This window comes from Rubripirellula reticaptiva (assembly GCF_007860175.1).
GTDB lineage: Bacteria > Planctomycetota > Planctomycetia > Pirellulales > Pirellulaceae > Rubripirellula > Rubripirellula reticaptiva.
Genome location: NZ_SJPX01000004.1, coordinates 580,157 through 602,584, shown reverse-complemented (window position 1 = coordinate 602,584; position 22,428 = coordinate 580,157). Strand labels below are relative to the sequence as shown.

The window sequence follows — 22,428 nt, the reverse complement described above, 5'->3', positions numbered from 1 at the left end:
AAAAGCGACTGCGAGAGCTTTAGTCATCTCACGGACGAGTCCTCGAATGGTGCCCCAAGAGGATTTGTGGCGTCCTGCAAATTCGCTTCCCCAAGACGTTTCTAGCCAACGTCAGCCTTCGCGATGGTCTCCAAGCTCGCACGCTTCACGCCATCTACATCGCGACTGATCCCGGCTCTCAATCGCAAATTAGATGAGTCGAGCAAAGCGTTCCTACCTTCTAGTGAAATGAACCCCGGAATTTCCTTGACACAGGCTATTGGGAGCACAATAACTAGCCGACCTCCCCCTGGGCGAGGAAACGGTTTCAGCGAGACGGGCAACTCTTTTTAATTCAACCTGAGCGGGCACAATGCGTTTCTTTCAACATCTTGACAGGGTTTCTGCGCGCACAGCCGATCGAAAGCGAAAGGTGCTTCGCCGGAAACAGCGAATCGCTTTGATTGAAACACTCGAATCACGGCGCGTTCTGGCATCTACGCTGGGGCCAATCGCCCCCAATTCATTCGTGTCGTTCCCGGAAGACGCTTATGGAGACACCATAGGAGTGGCTTCGCACCCAATTGCACTTGCGCCTGGCGAACGAGTTTCCCTTGGAGGATCGATATCGAGGGAAAAGACGGTCACCAGGGAAATACTGGGAACGGTAGATGTCCTATCTACGCAATTGTTAGACCGCGACATATTTTCAATTCAACTCGATTTCGGTCAGTCCATTCAGATCGATGTCGATTCGCAGTTTCGTGACAATTTTGGCAGACAGGGATACGGCCCCAATCAGGGCGACGCGCTGCTAGCCGTGTTTGACTCCTCCGGGGATCTGTTGGTGTTCAACGATCACGCTCGCAGTGCAAATGACTATCCCATCGACGGAAACGACCCGTACATTGAATTCACTCCACCAGCAGCAGGGACATACTACGTTGCAGTGACCTCCATGGATCTTGGGCTGGTCGGTTCACTTCCGCCAATCTGGAGTGAATCCAACCCACAAACGTTCACAACACCAGCAACCTACGACGCGTTTCAATACTCAATCGAGTTTGTATCAAGTCATTTGACATCGCAATCCGCCTCGTTCACAGGACATCCTCAGAACGGAATGTTCGCTGAAGAAAAAGGCCTTCGGGTGACTGGTGGTGCCACAACCGAGGGTAGCCAGGTTGAATTTACTGTCGACATCAACGAGTCTTACTTGTCATCGCAAACTCGCGATGAGGCATATGTTTTAACATATGCCACGCGTGATTGGACCGCGACATCAGGCGATTATGACGCAGTGTCCGGCTCACTCGTGTTCCCACCAGGCAGTACGACCGCATCAGTTTATGTTGACACAAACAAGGACTGGGTATCCGGCAACGAGGGTGACGAACAGTTCTTGCTTGATGTCTCTGCTCCCTGGGGCGAGGACGCCATTGGCGTTGGCTCAGTTTTGGACGACCCAAGCAACATTCCAACGATTGCAATCACTGATGCCACAGTGCTTGAGGGTGAGGCTGCAGAGTTTCAGATATCGATCGTCTCACCTTCTGGCGTTCGGCAAGACGATTTAGTCGTCTCTTATTCAGCTTACGGCTGGTCTGCAAGTAGCAATGATTTCGAGCAAGTTGTTGGGTCTGTGACATTCAAGCCGGAAGACGTCACGATTGCGGTTTCTGTTGCCACCTTTACTGACTGGACGTACGAACCCACTGAAGACTTCTTTTTGCAAGCGGTAACCCAACATGGATACCGTTACGTCGGACGTGGTGAGATACAAGACAACCGCGAATCGATACCAAAGGTCTCCTTCGCGGGCGCGCGAGGGGCAGGTCAGGCCCAGTTGAGAGTCGTGGAAGGTGCTTCAGCTACGCTTGCAGTTGAGTTGGAGCGGCCTGAGTCCTTGCCGGTCACATTTACCTATTCGGCTCTCTATGGCGGAACAACGCCAAGTGACTTTGTGCCGCTAGGAGGATCAGTCACCTTCAGTCCAGGTGAGGTTCGAAAAACGATTGACGTTACTGCAAATACGGATCTACTTTGGGAAGATAGCGAGATCTTCTTTGTGCATTTGGAAACACCATGGGGGGACCACGACGAGGCTACGGTCACGATTCTGGACGATGTGTACCCGCTTGTAACCGTCGACGACGTGCTGGTCTCCGGTGGGTCAACTGCTACTTTCAATGTTTCGCTTTCATTCCCGCTCGACCGTGAAGCATCTGTCTTCTACCAAACGGAACTTGGGAGCAGTTATTCGTTTACGGGAGCAAGCGGCACGCTGACATTTAACGCCGGGGAAACGACTAAGTCGGTACAGGTCCAAACCCAGAGTTCTGGAGGCTACGGAGGAGGTTACGGCGGCGGATATGGAGGAGGAAGCGGAGGGCCTGGCGCGGGTGATTTCTTCTTCAATGTAGAATCGCCGTGGGGGAGGTTTGATAAGGCAAGAGCCGTTGTGACAAACCCAGGGCAAGGTTCTGCGACAACTGGCAGCATCCAAGCATCAGGAGAAACAATTTCGATCCCTTATAGCCAACACCTTTCAGAAAATTACTACGGTTACGGCTATGGGTTCGGCTATGGTTACGGTTATTCAACGGGGTTTGTGCTAGGCAACGACCATTACACTGGCGGAAGTGGTCCTGGACACTTTCGAGTCCAGCTCATTTCAGATGCATCTAGGGGTGATCTGAATCTTTTTGCTGATGGGCACTTTAGCTACGCGCCCAAAGGTCAAGGCAGCTTGACCGGAATTGACACGTTTACCTATCAGGTCACAGATGGAAATGTGACTAGCAGTGTTGTTACAGCGACGCTCGAAATGATCAACGACCCACCAGACATCGAGTCGGAAGTTGTGCTGCAAGTCGAAGCTGGTTCGTTCAATAGTTTTTTCGATCGTCAATTGGATTACAGCAATACTTACTACGGGTACAGCGATGGTGAGTCCGTTTCATTCTCCGGCCCTCGGTCCGCGAACCCGCTACTTGTCTTTGAAAGTGGGAGCGTCTTAGTTGCTGACGCGATTGAAACCTCGGCGTTTTTCCAGGCTGCCGACACTGGCGGGGCATCATCTCAAGGGTTGCTAACTGTTGAAGTGAACGAAAGTTACTGGCAGGAGCCGACCGCGAATGATGACCTATTTAGCTATCAGGGGTACGGCTATCAATCGACGATTGACTCACCTTGGATTTCATTTACAGACAGCGTTCTCGAAAACGACTACAGCGACGGAAATTACCCGCTCTACACATACCAGGCACGCGGATGGCCAGCTCACCCATTCCCGGGCTATCCCGCCGATTTTTTACAGCGATCCGATTTCTATTCCTATGTGCCACCTTCCTCTTTCCTAGTTTTGAGTCAGGGCTCCACTGATACCCAGGCCGCTTCGTCCGGGTTGACGATGTTCGCTGATGGAACTTTTAATTTTCAACCGCCTAGTGGTTTTGAAGGCGTTGCTGAGTTTTATTACTTTCTCAGCGACGGAAAAGGCTTGATGCAGGATGCAAAGGTTGAGATCAACGTCGAGGACTGGAACGGACCACTGATTGCCCGCGATGACCCAAGCGACACAGCCTGCGGCAGTTGCCCGACTGGTGCAGCCTACACGGAATGGACTCACGACGCTGATGGCGATGATATCTATGTAGACGCCGAAGCGAATGGTGGTGGATACGGTGGTGGATACGGTGGTGGATACGGTGGTGGATACGGTGGTGCAGCCGGAAGCAACACTGCGAAGTTCTACGCCTGGAACGATCACGACGCCGGAACGGCTGACCTAATTGTCGATGGCCTGGGTGTGTTGGCAAATGATACCGGAGGCAATCGACTATTGAGCGTGGTTGAATCCAGCTGCAGCCATGATGGCAAGGTCACTCTTGATGACGACGGCCAGTTTGTCTTCAGTGCCCGTCCGGGATTCGTTGGCGATTTCTCGTTCACGTACGTTGTTACCGATGGCAATGACACCGATACAGCTTCGGTTACGATCGCGGTTCACGGTTCGCAATATCGGCCGTTCCCCCAAACCGGCACGCTGGTAGCGACGGAGGGTCTGGAGACGACATTTAGTCTTGGTCATTTTACGGTGAACGAGCATCAAGCCTGGGATTGTTCTGATTCTGATTTGGGGATCCGGCGGTCCTTGCTTATTGACACGCAAAGCTACGAGGAGATATCGCCAAGTACCGGCGCAGTCGTCGAGCAATCTAGGCAGATTTTTGTTCCGGCGTCGGAAGTGATTTCCTATCCATTGGTTCGCCCCGACGGGGTTTTCCTGCTTTCCATTCGTCCTCAAAGCGATGTGGATATGTTGACAACCGATGTGGAAATGGTTCGCTACGACGCAGGTTCTGATCGGCTAGGTTTTTCGGGGCCCTTCGAGTACACGCATCTGGAACTGGGCGAACAAAACGCGACCTTGCCATTCCAAGAAGACGGATGGCTGGAGAATCCTGTCATTACTGATCACGGACGGATATTCGTGCAGGGTGAGCGAGTGTTTTTCGTCTCTTTCGGAAAAGATGGCGAAGTCGGATACACGCTTTCTGAATTTGACAGCAGTGAGTTTCAGTACTTTGATCTAGGTGTTGGTACTTACGATACCGGCAATGACCTTTATCGTCGGCTTGTTCCCGGTGATGCTGCCTGGGAACCCACCGAGGAAGCATCGGCCTATACGAATTGGTTCGTGAACAGCAGCGGGCACCTCGCACAGCTGTTCGATAGTGGCGACACTGCCACACCGGGGTTCTTAATCTATGGATTCGGTGCGCCCAAGATCGATGTTGGGTGGGGTGATGGCCAGTCGAGCGTCATTCAACTTGACGCGAACGACGTTTCCCGCTCAGTCTTTGGGGCTTCGCCTTGGCACGTCAATACGGATGCTGCGACGTACCGAGAATTTATTTCCCCAGATGGCGTGCTCCGATCGGGCTACTTCGCGAGCGAGAGCTGGGCCGATCAGAACCCGAAGCAGCTCATTTATTCATCGCGATTTCTGATCAACTCCGTCTACTACATGAACGGCGGGCCGATATCGAGAACGAAGCTTGCCGATCTACCTAAGGATCTTCGTTCGTTGAACTTCTCATTGTCACATTTGTACAACTCTCCGGGTAATTTTCCGATTTCGATTGCGATCAGCAATCTTTCGGTTGATGCTTTCGATTTGGATACTGGATCCGGAAGCACCTTGCTTCGCCCTACCAATGTCCTTGTTTCAGCCGCTTCTCTTCGGGTGGTTGGAGTTGATACCTCTCAGGACTCGCTGTCCTTCGATGGCGCAATTGCCACCTTCTCGGATGTCAACTTGAATGATGCAAGCAGCGACTACACGGCCGATATCGACTGGGGCGACGGGACCTTTACGAAAGGTATAGTGACAGGAGCAAACGGCCAATTTAGTGTCAATGCTTCGCATCGATTTGAACGATTTGGCCTACATGACGTTTTGGTATCCGTCGTCGACAAAGACGACCAACAGGCATCGGCGATTAGCGAGCTCAGCCTAAACGAGATTCCGGTTGCTTCGTTCGCTGAAACCGTCGTTGTTCGCGAAGATTCGACCACCGGATCGGCAGTCGTCGAAGTCACACTGAGTGTTCCTCGCAACGATCGTGTGTCGATATTCTACGAGACACTGAACGCGATGGGTACCGCCACGGAAGGTGTTGACTTTGTTGGTGTGAACTCTGGCGTCGTTGTTTTTCTTCCCGGAGAAACTCGTCGTTCGGTTCGGATCCCGTTAATCGACGATAACGAAAACGAACCATCGGAGACGGTTTTCGTTCGCTTCTTTGCTGGAGAGAACGTCACGATCCCGAATCCGTCGGATCCCTTTCATGTCGCGATCACCATCATTGATGATGACATTGGACCAATTGGTGACGATCGCTACGCAGTGCTCCAAGGGCATCTGCTGAAAGTGAATGCCAGTTCGGGGGTTCTGCGCAACGATGGCGATTCATTGAATCGAGTTGAATTACGCGTTAAAGAGCAAAATGGAATCACTCCAAATGGCGGTTATTTGTCGATCGGGGAGTTTGGTGGTTTTGAATATACAGCACCCAATAGCTTTGTCGGGACTGAGACTTTCACGTACCTGGTGAAGGATTCCGATTCTGGATGGGGAAGTGGATCGCTGACGGTTGAAGTGTTGCCCTGGTCAACCAATCAGGATCCGTATTTCATGGGGTTACCTATTGTCGACGCCTATGTTAACCAAGAGTTTGATTACACTCCGACAGCAATTGACCCGGATGACGATCCCCTCACTTTCGCACTAAATGTTGGCGGTGAAGCACTCCGTTTGGAGCATCCAGGCTCCGGCAGAATCACGTGGACACCGTCGGTTTCAGATGTCGGCAGAATGGTCGACGTCGAGATACATGTCGAAGATCAACACGGTGGTGACGCCACTCAGAAATTTCTAATTCAGGTGCACCGATCAAACTCCGCGCCACAATTTATCAGCGCCCCCGATCTTAGTCATGAGCTCGCTTCAGAGTTGCAGTTGAAACTTGGGACCGCTACACCGTCGACAATTGGCCTAACGCTGGATCCTGGCGAGAGCATCTCGCAGCCGATTGCAATCAATGTTTCAGGATCGTCGAACGCATTTGTTCCGCCGTCGGGGCCGGAAGGACTACTCACAGTTACGCGGGAACGAAATCCCATTCGACTAATCGATGTGTTGAGCAGTGGAGGCAATTCGGGAATCGAATTTGGTGTCCCGAGTCTCAGTAGTCACTTTGTAGATGCTCCAGGCTTTGAACCGATTGGCAATCAAGTAATTTCTCTGGGCGATCGACTGGAGCTGCCATTGAGTATTGGCGGAAACGGAGACTATTCTCAAGTTTCCCTAAAGCTACGCCTTGTTGAGTCCACTGCGATCCAGGATCTTTCAGAGTCCGAACTGTTCGATCTGTCAGCTCCATTGTACGGCAATTCTTTAGCGACATTAAATGTTGAAAATTCATTGAACGGCCCGGGCTATGCTTATGTCGAAACTGGTTCGGCGTTTATAGGCTGGGATTCGCAAGCTTTGCTTGATGCACTCGATGTGCCTGGTTTTGACCCCAGTCGTTTAGAGGGGCACTACGTGTTTAGTGTTGACGCCAGTGTCATTCAAGATCAGACACTTTTTACGAATGAGAGGGTTCTTGCGAAATCAACACAGAGCTTTGTTTTGACGATTGGTAACACATCTGATTCATTGCCGGCCGCCCCATCCCAAACGATGAGTGGGGGAGTAGGCTCAGTTGGTGTGTTTGCGAATAATTCAGGCGCGTTTGGGATGGCGGAATTTGGCATCGTTCTTAGCACGGGATCAGTTGAGGACTACGGGTCGGCTAGCGTCCATCCATCAGGTCGATCGGCTGGGCTTACCGTTGAATATAGCGACGCCGTTATTGTTCATCCGGGCCTGGACGAACTGAGCCCAGAAACCTTACGTGATCTAACAGAGTTGACGGTGCCTTTCAAGCTCGAGCCCGGTTTTGAGACGGTCTATTTTGATGTGGTCTTTGGTTCTGAAGAGTTTCCTGAGTTTGTTGAATCCGAGTTCCAAGACGTATTTGGGCTATTCCTAAATGGGGCTAGCACTAACTACGAACTTGTCAACGTCGCGTTCACGCCCGGAGAAGCTCCCAATGATTGCGATGAAGGCGGAAATGCTTACTTTGGCTGTTCGACAGCAATCAAGGTTGCTCACGCTGATATGCGATTTCCAGACGGCCGAGACTATTTGCAGCAGGCGTCTGAACATAAGCGTGAGTTACCTCAGCTCGCGGATTCACGGCTGAATGGGATTCTCGCCCCGGACAACAATCCGGTGTTAACGTTTGCTGTTTCGGTACCTGTTTCTGACGCGGAGCATACTCTCACGTTCGCGTTGGCTGACGCTGCGGACGCGATGCTGGACACGACGGTCTACATTTCTCGATTGAGCACCCTTGGTCCTGGGCCGCGAGCTGTCGAGCTCGTCACGCCTCCCGATGCTCCGCTGATCAACCACAGCGGCACGCTTGTCGGATTACCGGGTGAACAGGTCATGTTCGACACGACAATTACAGGCCTTGGGATTCCTCAAGTCTTCGATGTTCAACTGGTGGATGTACTAACGGGAACCTTGTTGGCAAGCATTCCCGTCGGCATCAACAACTCCTACTCATATTTTCTGGATGCGGTTGACTCCGATGGTGATGAGGTCCATTACTCAGTTATCGAGGCGCCGGAAGACGCGACGTTCAACGCCGAGACACGAGAACTTAGCTGGTTGCCGAAAGAGTCTGGTGCTTTCAGCTTTGTGGTAGAGGCCTCGGACGACTTCGGCGGATCAACTCGACAGGAGTTTGAGTTGACTGTTTTTTCGCGATTGGCCAACGAAAATCCAATCATTGACTCGGCTGCTGTCGTTTCCGCAGTTGCCGGCGATAACTATCAATATCAGGTTACTGCCACCGACCCCAACGGTGACGATGTTCGGTTCTTCCTTGCCGAAGCCCCTGTTGGAATGAAGATTAATCCGATTTCTGGTGAGTTTGATTGGAGGCCAACTTACGACCAGCAATTTGAAGTCAACGATGTCTTAGTTCGGGCAGTCGACGGACGCGGTGGATTCGACGAGCAATCGTTCCAGGTAACGGTCAGCCCGGGAGTGAATCTTCCGCCGTCATTCTTGAATGGTAGCACGGTTAGTAAATCGCACACCGTTGCGTTACCTACCGTGCCGCCCCTTGGTACCGTTAGCCCGACTTTGATCGATTTGCAGTTGTTACCAGCACAGCGTACATCACAAGTGATCGACATTGATCTGATTACCCCAAATTCCAATCTGACACTTCCCGTGGGTGTGCCCTATGAACTAGTTGTCTCGGATCGCATCGATACACCAGCAACCGATCTGGCGGGTATGCTGCTGGTAGGTGGTGGTTCTGGGTTGCAATTGCAATCCGTCAACCTAATCGACTTTCAAAACACCGCCCCCATTGTCTCGGACATTGCGGATCAGTCGATTGCTAACGGAGCTAGCTTGGACGTTGGATTCACCGTAACGGATCCTAACATCCCTGATAGTTTCGGTCTGCAACTCGATCGAAACTCTCAGGCCATGGGGGTCACTATTGTGCCTCCCGTTGATGAGAACGACACCTTTCATTTGGCGTGGACGCCAAACGCTGGCTTTGTTGATCGTCAACTTCCTGTAAGACTTGAGGCAATGGACAGTTTAGGAAATACGTCGTCCAGAGTCTTGGTGATTACCGTTGGAACGCCACCCGCCTTGCTCCCTGAATTCGGACCTGAATACGACGAAGAATCCACAACGAAATCATCGACAGGGTATTACGTCAACGACAACCATCTATTTGGGCTCGGGCGTTACGGAGTTGTTCTAAGCACCGGTTACGCTGGGGACTACAGTAGTGGTGACGGTGAATCCGATCACTGGTCAACGGCGTTCGACCCCTTAGCCACTAAAGCCACTAAAGTCACTAAAGCCACTGCTTCGCAAAAGCGGTTGTTGGATAAGGTTACAGGCAAGGACTATGAGTATTTTGATGTTTCGCAACTGGACCTTGATTTTACGGTGCAGCCTGGTTTCGACACGATTTCATTTGACATTGTCTTTGGCTCGGAAGAGTACGAGAAGTTCGTCAACCAAAAATACGTTGACGGATTCGGGATTTTCTTGAACGGAGTGAACATTGCGCAGACCGCAGTGATGACGGAGGAGGGAGCAGCGTCCGAGTACTATCCGATCAATATCAATCACCCGTACATGCGAAGTGCTTTTGGAACTGAGCTTAATGGCATGCTGTTGCCGAGTCTCACTCCTCTGACGACCGTTGCGTCCGACTTCAACGATGTTACCGTTTCCTTCACGGCACCGGTTCTTATGGGTGGCCAAACCAACAATTTAATATTCATTATCGGCGATACTAATGATGACGCGTACGATACGACAGTCTACATTTCGAATCTTGGTGCTACCCAAAGCAGGAGTTTGTCAGTTGTCGACTCCTCCAACGAATTTGTCACAAATGTAACGCCTCAATCTCAAGAGCTAGAGTTTGGGGAATCCGCCAGTTTCGAGGTGCAACTACACGGTGCTAGCGGCCCAACAGCGTTTGAACTAACGATCGAAGACCAGTTTGGAAACGTTCATGGCGTGGTTCCTGTCGTCATGAACAACACGTTCTATTATTTTGCGCGAGCGTCGGACCCAGATGGTGATGAACTGTCTTATCGGCTTATTTCGGGGCCTGAGGATACAACGATTGATCCATCGACAGGCATTTTGTCTTGGAGTCCACCCGTTCTTGAAAGCGGCGTACTAACGAGCTATGTCCTGGAAATTGAAGTTAGCGATGGGTTTAATGCACCGGTCACGCAAGCGTTAACACTCTCGCTCACGGATGTCGTTGGCGGAAACGCGGCTCCAGAGATCCAGACGACGCCGACGATTGACGTTGTTAGTGTTTCAGACTCGTTCACGTACGACGTGGACGCTATTGATACGGACAATGACGAACTGGACTACTACGTCGTCGATGGACCGGCCGGGATGGTAATCGACCGAGTGACTGGTGTCGTGTCGTGGACACCTGGACCAGAGCAAGCGCGGCTGACCTACTCGCCTACTGTTTACGTTCTCGATGGGCGAGGGGGTAGCGACTCGCAGAGTTTTGGTCTCACCGTTCGCAGTCGTCCAGTTGCGATAAATCATGCCCCTGAAATTACGTCGCCACCCGTGCTCGATGCCGTTGTTGGCATTCCATACCGATACGATCTCGTAGCCGATGACGAAGATGGCGACGCGATTTCTTATGAACTGCTACTCGGGCCGAATGGTGCTGGCTTTGTGCGTGACAGTAACGCCGCTAATACGAATCTTCTCGGTTGGGTACCGACTCTTGACCAAGTCGGCTATCACGAGTTCTCCGTCCGAGTGCTTGACAGCCATGACGCATTCGACCTGCAATCGTTTGTCGTGAATGTCGTAAACTTGAACGATCCACCAAAAATTTTGTCCGACCCAAGCGGCATCCAAGCGACGATCGGTCATCCTTGGACCTACCCATTGCAAGCCTCGGATCCGAACGGTGATGACATTCAGTTCTACTTCTTTGACGATAGCCACCCTGCCGATATGCAAATTGTCGAGACCACGGGCGCTGGTGGCGTACATGTTGGATGGGAGATCCAGTGGAACCCCTCGCCCCAATCACTCAAGACAGTCTACGGCCAGTACAACGAACTAGGGTATGCGTATGTGCGACTGGTGGCTGATGACGGCCGTGGCGGTGAAGATCGGCAAGGATTTTATGTGCCGGTCAACGCAAACCAGGATCCGGTTTTCTTCTCACCACCAACGCCTCCTCCATCGGTGACTGAGAACTTTGTCGACATTGCGATGGTTGACCAACCTTATCGGTTCTCGATCATCGCCTTAGACCCCGATCGCGATCCGGTAGTTATTTCGCTGGATGCCGCCTCGACGCTTCCAAGTGGCGCCGCACTCGTGGTTGAGGATACGGACGGCGATGGTACTGACGAGTATTTCATCACCAATTGGACGCCGAGCTCGTCTCAAATTGACGATGAGTACGACGTCGTACTCAAAGCTGACGACCAGTTCGGTGGCGTAACATTCATCACCTACACGATCCTGGTGCAGGCCGAGCCCACTAATTTGCCACCTGTATTTACGTCTAGCCCACCATGGCCCGCCCAGTATCGAAATGAATGGCGTTACACACTTTCGGCCGACGATCCAGAGAACGATCCACTTACTTTTAGCCTGGATACGTCCCAAAATCCTCTTCCTCCGGGGCTCAAGCTTGAAGGCAACGTAATCACGTGGACACCGAGTGACGTTTCCTACATCATCAATGGCGCTCCCCTCTCGATCCGTGTCACCGACGGAAACGCGGGTAACGAGGACTTCCAGACATTTACACTTCCAGTAAGTGCTTACAACGTTCCGAATCACCCGGCGGTGGTTAATTCGATACCCGAAGGTCCTGCGCTAATCGGTAACCAATGGACGTATCCAGTCCTGGCGACGGATGCCGATGGCGACAAGCTGCACTACAGCTTCAACAATGCCCCAGACGGCATGACGATTGATCCGAAGACGGGATTGGTGAAGTGGAATCCCATCGCGACTGGAAACTATCGTGTTCAAATTTTGGTTGATGATGGTTTCAGCTATTCCAGCCACGCTTTCGAGCTTCCCGTTACCACCATCAATCACCCGCCCCAGATCGTGGGCGTGCCATGGGAACCGAAGTATGCCGGTCACTTGTGGCGTTATGAACTGCAAGCCCATGATCCAAATGGGGATGACGTAACCTGGACGATTGACGGCGAAAACCCACACGATTTCGCTATCGTCAATGACACTGTGGCTGGACGAACTTTCCTGGAGTGGTTGCCTCAAGTTGGAAGCTACACGGCGGATATTGTTACATTGAAGGCAGCCGATGGACACGGCGGCGAGACTGTCGAACAATTGGGGGCTTCATGGGATATTCAACTGCCACCGATCGGTCAACCGGCCATCGTTAGCACTCCCACGGGCCCTATTCTTTATGATTCTCCGTCACAGTGGAATTATAAAATTGAGGCGATCGATCCATCAGGCAGCTACCAACCAAGTGACTTCCGCTTTGAAGTTCTTTCGGGTGACGGGTTTGTAGTTTCTGCGACAACGGGGGTTGTTGCGTATCAAATGCCGGTCGGAGTGTTGCCGGGAGACAAGTCGCTGCAGGTTCGTGCTTATATCGATGAAACGGGTGGCCCCGAAACCATTTATACGGTCAATGTTCCACTCGTTCAACGAAATCAGAATCCGGTCATTGCGTCGTCGCCACAGAATAGTGCCGTGACGAGTGGTAGTTCAGTCCAAGCCGTGGCCGGTCAGACATTGACCTATAACATCCAGGTGCAAGACGCCGAGGGCAACCTCACACTCGAAGTTGACCAGCATGCAATCGACAACGGTTTCGTTTTGTCGACGCCTGTATCTGCTGGCGGGATTACTTCAGCCACGTTGACATGGAATCCGACTGTTTCGAGTCCAGTGAGCGTTCCGGTTGTGATTTCGGCGTTTGACGCGAACATTCCAGATCCGTCGGCGTCGGCCGCAGCTTGGGCCGCCGTCGGGCAAGTCGGACATGTCCAGCAAATGTTTGTGGTCACACGCGTTGATTCGGTGGACGTGGACGCCCCCAAGATCCAATCACTTCCGCCTGTCGCAGCTGTGATTGGTGAAGCAACAACGCATCAAATTGTTGCGTTGAACAAGGATGGAAATACCAGTGGACTGAAATACGACGTTACAAGCCCGACAACCGAAGTTCGAACTTCATTGACCGTCAACGACACTGGCCTTGTCACTTGGACTCCGTCGGATCTCTATAACGCTCCTATCTATATCATTGTCACTGATTCCGAAGGCAGGGTCACGACTCAGCAGTTCCATGGTTCCCAAGTCAATCAGTACAAGTTGAACGAAGCGCCCACGGTGCGATCGACTGCTCCTGGCCCGGCAGTTCGGGATTTACTGTACCGGTACCAGGTGATTGCTACCGACGTTAACCAAGACAAGCTTACGTACGAACTGTTCGACGCGAATGGTGGACCCGTTAACAATGGAATGACCATCAACGCCAACGATGGTCTTATCCAATGGACGCCAAGCGTCGCCGACGTATTGGGAAGCGAGTATGTGGTCCGAGTCACAGAAGTTTCTGACGGGGACGCGGAACCCTTGTTCTTTGATCACCGTTTCCGGCTGCGAGTGCTGAAAAATGCAACGCCGATCTTTGAATCGATTGATCGATTGCATGTCTTTGCTGACACTGCTTTCACGTTGGACTTGCGGGCCACTCCCGCAGCGATTGGGAATCACGGAATTGACTTCCCCATAGTTCACGACCCCAACGCAGACGCGCTTTCTATCGAGTTGGTTACCGAGTTCTCCCCGAGCGGGGCAACCATCGATGCGGGGGTGATCACTTGGAATCCGACGATCGACAATGTCGGCCTGAATGTGTTCACCATTGTTGCCACCGATCCCGATGGGGCTCGTGTTACCGGAACGATCGAGGTTCAAGCCTTGGTTTTGGGTGTGGACCACGCTCCGGTCATTGGGAACTCACCGCGAATAACGACGCCAGCCGGTTGGGTGTTCGGACACCAAGTGCTTGCCACAGACGCCGATGGAGACGATCTCAGTTACGCCCTTGTGCTGGACAATGTTAGTGCGGCCGATGTTCCGACGGGGCTGGTCATTTCAGGTTCTAAGGGGCACGTTACCTGGGTTCCTGATTCATCATTTGTTCGCGCCGAACCCTACAAATTTCAAGTCGCAGTGACGTCCTCTCGGGACAACCTTGTCACGCTGAGTGAGATTTATGAGGTCACAGTGACGGATGGGCTGGTCAACAATGCACCTGTGATCGTTTCGGATCCGATTCTCAGTGCAACGTTTGGCTATGGCTACCAGTATCAAGCTTTGGCTGACGACCTCGACAACGACCCATTGGCTTGGGCAATCGTATCGGGCCCGGACGACCTATTGCTTGACGCATCGGGGAAGCTGATTTGGAATCGTCAGTTCGGCACCGCCGACTTAGGCAACCATCCAGTTGAAATTCGTGTCACGGACGCCTACGGGAAGACTGACAGGCAAAAATTTGACATCACCGTACGTTCGCAAAATCTCAGCCCGATCATTGACGGGCAAATCGCTAGCTTGTGGCCGATTGGTTCACCTTTTACTGCGACAATATCGGCAACGGATCCCGATCAGAACATAATTACCTATGGTCTTCGCGATGGTGATGAGATTGTGCCAAGCTTCGGCGGCATGGCCATCGACAACGATGGTCACTTCAGTTGGACGACGAACCTGCCTACCAGTGAAGATACGCATTCGTTTACGGTCGTTGTGACCGACGATCGAGGCGCTGAAGTTGAACGGCGGTTCAATATCGAATTTTATGATCCCACCCTCGATGAACCGCCTACGATCACCTCGTCGCCGACACTGGTTGCCTTGGTGGGGCAACCCTATAGCTACCCAATCGCTGCGAGCGATCAGGGCGTCAACGCGGTCGATCCGCTGACCTATTTGCGTGTGGGAACAAGCACTATCTCGGGACTGAGCGTCTTGGATTCGCACATCGGCGATTTGTACTGGGATTCGCCCACCACAAGCGATATCGGCGAGTACCCCGTCCGAATCGCTGTCTCAGATGGACGGTTCACTGTTGCACAACCGTTCACCTTAACGGTTCGTGACAACGACGAACCGGTCCTTCAGCCAATCAGCCCGGTCACGATTACCGAAGGACAATTGCTCACTCGGCAGGCAGTCGCTTTTGATTCCGATGCGGAAGACGAATTGCATTTCTTTATCACTGCGGACGGTGGTGCGACGGGGGTTTCGATCGATCCGAAGACGGGTGAAATCCAGTGGGATACGACCGATGCTTTGTCCGGCGCGCTTCCCCAGCAGTTTGCATTGCAAGTAAGCGTTTCGGACCGCTTTCGTGATCAAACGCTTAGCACGGTGTCGCGTACTTTCCTTGTGAATGTGATCCCCGACGAAATCGGGCCGACCATCGAAATAACGGTCGCCACGCCCGTGACCGTTGGCACGACCGTTCCGGTACACGTCACTGCGCGAGACAACGTGAGTGGTGTAACACTTTCGCAATTGACAGTCACAGAACCGAATCCGTCGGACCCGGCGAATCCAAACGTCTACACGGTAACACTTGACGCGAATGGAAATGGTACGTTTGACGCGAATGTCCCGACAGATGGCGTCTCGGGCAATGTGCCAGCTTATCAATTGAGCGTGACCGCAACGGATGTGGCGGGCAACGTCACAACAAAGGATCTGAACGTCACTGTTTACCCGGACGGCCAGCCACCATTGGTTTCGCTCGCAATTGCAAACGGTGACACCATCACCGCGCCAACAATTCTGTTCGGCACGATCGACAACGCCGAAAACAATGATCAGATTTCTTATCGACTGGTAGCTGAACGAGTCGATGGCGCGGGCGAACCCATCGTCATTCGAGACAGTGGTGGCTTGGTCAACGAAGTTCGTTCGGGAGCCTTGGGGTCGTTTGATACGACGTTGATTACCAATGGGGCTTACCTGTTGACCTTGACTGGCAGTGACGCAGAAGGGAACACAGCCGTATCACGCCGCCAAGTCACCGTCGATGGACGCCTGAAGTCAGGGGCATTCAGCCTTGCAAACGTCGACATGGAAATTCCCGCACCGGGAATCCCTCTACGTGTGACAAGAGCCTATTCCACGACTCAGGCGGACCAAGACCTCGACTTTGGGAAGGGCTGGAGCTTCGATTTTGGCAACCCCGAATACGAAATTCAATACGCTCAGGGAACGCTGTCGGGCAATGGCGGACGACCTATGCTCGCCGGAACACGAGTTCTCGTCAAATTGCCAGACGGGACTACCGAAGGATTCACGTTTACTCCCATCAAGAAGAATGTTGACGGTTACGGTTTCGGATTTACCGAGGTCTATCAGCCTGCTTTCATTCCTGACGACGGCAACACCAGTGGACTATTCGTCAAGCAAGGTTTTACGTTGATCAAGCTCGGCGGCGGCAACGAATTAATCAGTGTCACCAATGACGCATCCGCCAATCTTTCGTACAACCCATCGCATCCACAATTCGGCGGCTATTTCGAAATCCAGTTAGGTGACGGAACCGTCTACGGAATGGACATCACCGGTCGTTCGGAAGATGTTTGGGTGGAGGACAGGAATGGCAATCGTGTTACCTATTCGAAGGACCGCATTGCTCATTCGAACGGTCGCGAGATCCTGATTCAACGCACGAACGGCCGCATCAGCGCACTTGTTGATCCGCTCGGGAAAACGGTTGACTACGGATACGATCCAGCGACGGGTAACTTGATCAGTGTCACTGATCGCACCGATCGCACCACAAACTTCGTCTACGAAAACAATGCCTTCGCCCATCACATCACCGGAGTGATTGATGCGTTAGGGCGTCGTGCTCTGACGAACACGTATGATGCTGACGGGCGGTTACAAGAACTCGCCGATGCAACTAACGAATCTGCCGGTGTTTCGTTTTCGAGTGATCTTCGCGTACAAGAAGTTCTCGACGATGATGGGAACGTGACCTCCACCATCACATTCGATCATCGTGGGAATGTCATTCGCGAAGAAGGCCCCGGCGAGCGGTTGGTCATCCGGCACTTTGACAATGATCTGCTGAAGCGAGAGACCGTTGTGGTTGGGGACTTAGATTCCCCCGAAAACGGTGAGTATAACGATATCGTTCAACAATACGCCTACAAACCTGATGGGCGTCTGATCTCGTCACGCGATGCTCGTGGGAACAGTGAAACGCTTAACTATCAAGCCGACACGCCCGTCCTTGTTGCACGCGATGGCAATGGAAACCCAGGGTTCCTTGATGGGGATGAGCAGGCAGTCCTCAATGCGTCCGGTGGCACGCAAGGTCAGTTGCAATCGTCGAGTGATTCGTTCGGTAATACGACCGGCATTGAGTACGATGACAAAGGCAACGTCAGTCTCGTTACATCGGATTCCGGCCGGTCTCGATTTGAGTACGACGGTGACGGAAACGCCACGAAGGTTCTGCAAGAAATCGACGGCGTTTTTGTTCCCTCGATCACGAACCACTACGACGCACTGGGCCAACTCGAGCGAGTCGAGAATAACTTTGGGCAGTCGACTTCGTTCCAGTACGACGCTCTGGGGCGTCAAACCCATGTGATTCGAACAGAGACGGGTGATGATGGTGAAACCGTCGTGTTTACCGACATCACGGTGTACGACGCCGAGGGACGAACGACTCGATCTGAACGGCAACTGACTCGCGGTGGAGAGACCAGTACGTTGTCGGTCAACTTGACCGAGTATGACGCACTAGGACAAGTTTCCTTCTCAGAGCAGCGTAGTGGCGATGCCCCGAGTGGCGCTGTCACATCGTATACCTACGACATCCGCGGGCTTGGGATTCAGACGCGAAGCGAGTCTCGCGGATTTGATCCGCTGTCGCCTACGCCCCCCTTGGTCGCCCATCAAGTCTCTCGCACTCTCTACGACGGCGACGGGCGTTCCATTCTGACGACCAATTTTGTCGAAGATGCAGCGACTCCAGTTGGTCAGTTTGATAGCACAACGGTCGCGGACGTGTCCTATACCCTCTACGACGGTCTCGGTCGGGTTGATGCCAGTTACCGTCTGAAGGGTGTGCAAATCATCATCACTGGTGACTTCCCGAACCAAAGGTCCGTCCCCGCGATCCATGGCGTCGTCTACGACAAGACAACTCACGGACCACTCGACGCTTGGCTGTTAGCCAACGCGACGGTCTTGTCCAAGTCAGGAACCACTTACGATGCTCTGGGGCGTGCGGTCAGCACCGTCGATAACAACGGGCTCGAATCTCGCAGCACGTTTAATCAGTTCGGCGATTTGACCGAATCTCGCTCAGAAGTCTCGTTATCCGCCGATTTTGAACGTCCCGCCAACACGGCATCAGCTTGGCTGGTTTCTCGAACCGTTTACGACAGCTTTGGGCGTGCCTTTGTCAGCACCAATCGCTACCTCGTCTTCATCGACACCGATGGAATCGAAACGATTCAAAGCGAAGTAACGGCGACCTACACGCACTTTGATTCCAAAGGGCGTACATGGAAGACTGATCGGTTGTCCGACGTTGTGGTCAGCCTCGATAGCCAAGGCAACACTTCGCTGATGCCGGGCGCCGTCATTGAATCTTCAACGGAAACGATCTTTGATTCTCAGGGACGCACCGTCGCATCGGTATCATCGACGGGATTGGTCACCAACTACGAATTTGACAGCCAGGGTCGCCAGTGGGCATCGGTCGGCCCGCGCATTTTGGCCGCCGAGGTTGAAGGATTGAACCAAGCCGACTTTGCGGCCGGTGACTATGTTCGGGTCCGAAGCGAGACGCAATACGATTCAAAAGGTCGAGCCCGCAAAACGATTACGAACCTCATGCAGGTTGAGTCGGCCGACGGCACCGTGTTGCGAATCGACGCGAGCCAAAGCCGATGGAGTGAGCCTACGTTCGACATGTTCGGCAACGTTGTCCGAACGACCATGAACGACGGCTCGTTCATGGAGTACCGATACAACGACCGAGGCGAATTGGTCGCCGAAGGACAGCAGATCGACGGTCGCTACTTGACCGCTTGGTCGGAAACAGACGAGTCGTTCGTGGTGACGGGCTGGGACGCTAACGGCGATGGGGTCCACGATGGCTTTGTTCCGCCCGAGTTTTTGGCACCTGGGTCGTCGATCCCGACCAAAGGTCAAAATTACGATCCGGATGGCCGGTTGGCCTCGGTTGTATTGCCAAGCGTCTTGGACGCAGCCGAAGTGATGCAACGTCCAACTTATCAGTATGGCTACGACGCGTTTGGAAATCAGGACCTGATCGTGGATCCACTCGGTCGCGAAACACGGTTCACGTTTGACGACCAAGGGCGTCAACTCACTCGAACGCTGCCACTCGGGTTTGGTGACGACGGGATGCTGGGTACCGCCGACGACGTGTCGGCCGAGAGCTTTACCGAGTCGTTCCGCTATGACGATCGGGGCCGCCAGTATCTGCACGTTTCTTTTGAAGATGTCGTTACCGAAACGATCTTCGACGATGCAGCCGATCCCACTAACCCCGATGGAACGTCCACAGGCCGGATGGTTGCCACTCGGTACTATGACGATCTGGCGGCGTATGCCGACGGCGAGGGAGTTCCGACGGAAATTTGGACCTACACCTTTGACGCTTTCGGACGCGAACGAACCAAGACGTTGTTGACCCAACAGTCGACCGGTGGTGCAGCGGTTCTGAACATCGGCGGTACCGATTTCTATGCGTCGCGTATCGAACAAAATTCCTATGACGATTCTGGTCAGCTATGGGTCGTCGCCAGCCCCGAAGGCACGATCGAATACCGCTATGATGACTTGGGCCGTAAGACCCACACGGCCGTCCGTGCGGCTGGAGTTTCCGTTCCCAATCGCTCCACGGATTCTTGGTCCGCTCCCGCCGAGCGTGTCACGATCAACACGTACGATACCTTCGGTCGATTGCAGTCAGTGACCGAAGACCTGACTCCCGCGATTGCCGATGATGCGACGTTGGATACCGAGTACCGTTACACGCTTGCGGGTTCGCTAGGGCGAACGCAGTTGCCCGGTGGCACGACCGAGTCGTACGTCTATGACGCGATCGGTCGATTGGACGTGATGCGTGACACCAACTTTAACGAAACGACCGGTGAAGAAGTCACGGTCGCGGAATACGACTACGCGGTCGCCGCCAACGGAAAACGAATCGGATTGACCGAAACATTCTGGTTCGACAATGGCGACGGAATTCAGCAGCCGAGCGAACTGAAGGAAACCACTTACCAGTGGGATTACGATGACGTCGGCAGACTGACGGACGAAGTGATCAATCACTGGGACGATAACTTCGATCAGACCGAATCGTTTGAGTATGACTTGACCGGCAACCGCCTTTCACTCTCTCGGGATCACGGCAACGACGGAATCGATCAGGAAGTCAGCTATCTTTACGACGTCAATGACCGGCTGCTCGAAGAAACGCTCGAAGATCTTGTGGACAGCACGAATGATCGGACGACGACCTACGAGTACGAAAAGACGCAGCAAACGCTGAAAGAGATATCGAACTCCACCGTGACGCTGACTCAGCAGCACTTCGGCTACAACTTGCTAGGCCGGATGAGTTCGGTTGTCAACGACACCTACAGCAGCGGAACGCTGATCGCTCGTGAGCGAACGAGTTATGAATACGACGCCAAATCGTACCGAGTCAAACTGACCAACGAGGACGACGTCGTCACAAGCGGCGTTGCCTCCAATACGTGGACTGAAACGTCGAGTGTTGAATTCCTAGCTGATCATCGCAATCACACTGGCTACACGCAGACCATTCGGGAAACGAAAGTTGAGAACGGCAATACGCTGATCACCGACTACACATTCGGCCATGACGAAATCGCCCAACGCGTTCACGGTGTCAAAGCAGACGGCACGCCGACTGACGAGACACACGTCTTTGGCCACGACGGCCACGGAAGCGTTCGCGTCATTTACGACTTGGCAGGCAGCGTCGCCCAGGTCCTTACCTTTGCCGCCTACGGAAACATGGTGGCCATCCACGGTCCCGACGCACTTGCGTTGCCGTCGACCGACGCGATCTCGTCACTGGGCTACTCCGGAGAGCACTTCGACGCGAAGGCCCAACAGCAGTACTTGCGGGCCAGGTTCTACGATCCAGCAAATGGTCGTTTTAATCGACTGGACACTTATGGCGGAAACCTGGAAGAGCCGCAAAGTTTGCACAAATACGTATACACGCAAGGCGATCCTATTTCGCTTTCCGATCCGACGGGACGTTTCAGCGCCGTTAGCACCGTATCGTCAATTTCAGTAGGTAATTCCCTCGGGACCGTTTACAACGATGCCGTTGTGGGTGCTGGACAAGATGTCGCAGGCGGCCTACTTGCTAGACAGGTAATGCTTGACCCGATGGGGCTCGCGCTCTCTTCTTTACTTTCCGCGTTAGGAAGTGCAATATCCTTTACGAGCGGTCTGCTGCGACAGGCTCTTCCGTTTCTTGAGGCGGGAATCTTCATAGAAAGTAGCTTCGGCACTAGGGGGGGCACCGTCTCAGAAGAATCTGCGTTGAGTTGGGTTTCGTCTGGAATAAATCAGGCCCTGGGGAGCGGCCCAGCACCCGAGCCGAGCGTAAATCCGCCTCTAGTTGCGAGTGCGGCGATGAGCATTTCCGGCGCCGCTAGAACGCTTTTCAAAGGGGCTTCCAGAGCAAAGTATCCCGTCGAACTGCTCAAGAGATCTGGAAATAGCAAGATCTATGTAGCTGGGCATAGGATGCTTGGCCAGTTTAACCGCGCATCGGGAATCAGTTCGTCAGTGTTCCAGAGAAATCACCTCAGCCAGGATCGCGCTTTCAGAAGTCTCGGTCCCATGGGGGGAATTCCGTATGGCCAAGGCTTGACGGTCAACATGAAAGGTGCTATCGCTGATGGCCTCCAGCATTTCGAATTTCATAAGTCCTTAGACAATTGGTGGGACACCGTTCGAGGTGCGAGCACTCTCCCGACCGTGAGACAGTACAATTCTGCACTTAGGAAAGCTTTAGTTGATTCTGGATTTACAAATACCGAAGCAAGACAGATGGTAAAGCTTGCCGAGCAGCAACAAACCGCTTACAAAATTACGGGGGCCACAAGGTTCCGTCTGAGCGACATCCCTCGACGCACGACTTGATTCAGACAGTTTCTGACCCAGTCATG

General features: G+C 53.0%; 1 protein-coding gene. It reads left to right on the top strand.

The annotated features are described in order from the left end of the window. Positions 1-667: 667 nt before the first annotated feature. The gene (locus Poly59_RS19230; RefSeq protein ID WP_186776391.1) at positions 668-22,402 is read left to right on the top strand and encodes a putative Ig domain-containing protein; all 21,735 of its coding nucleotides are present in this window, start codon (positions 668-670) and stop codon (positions 22,400-22,402) included. Positions 22,403-22,428: the final 26 nt, after the last annotated feature.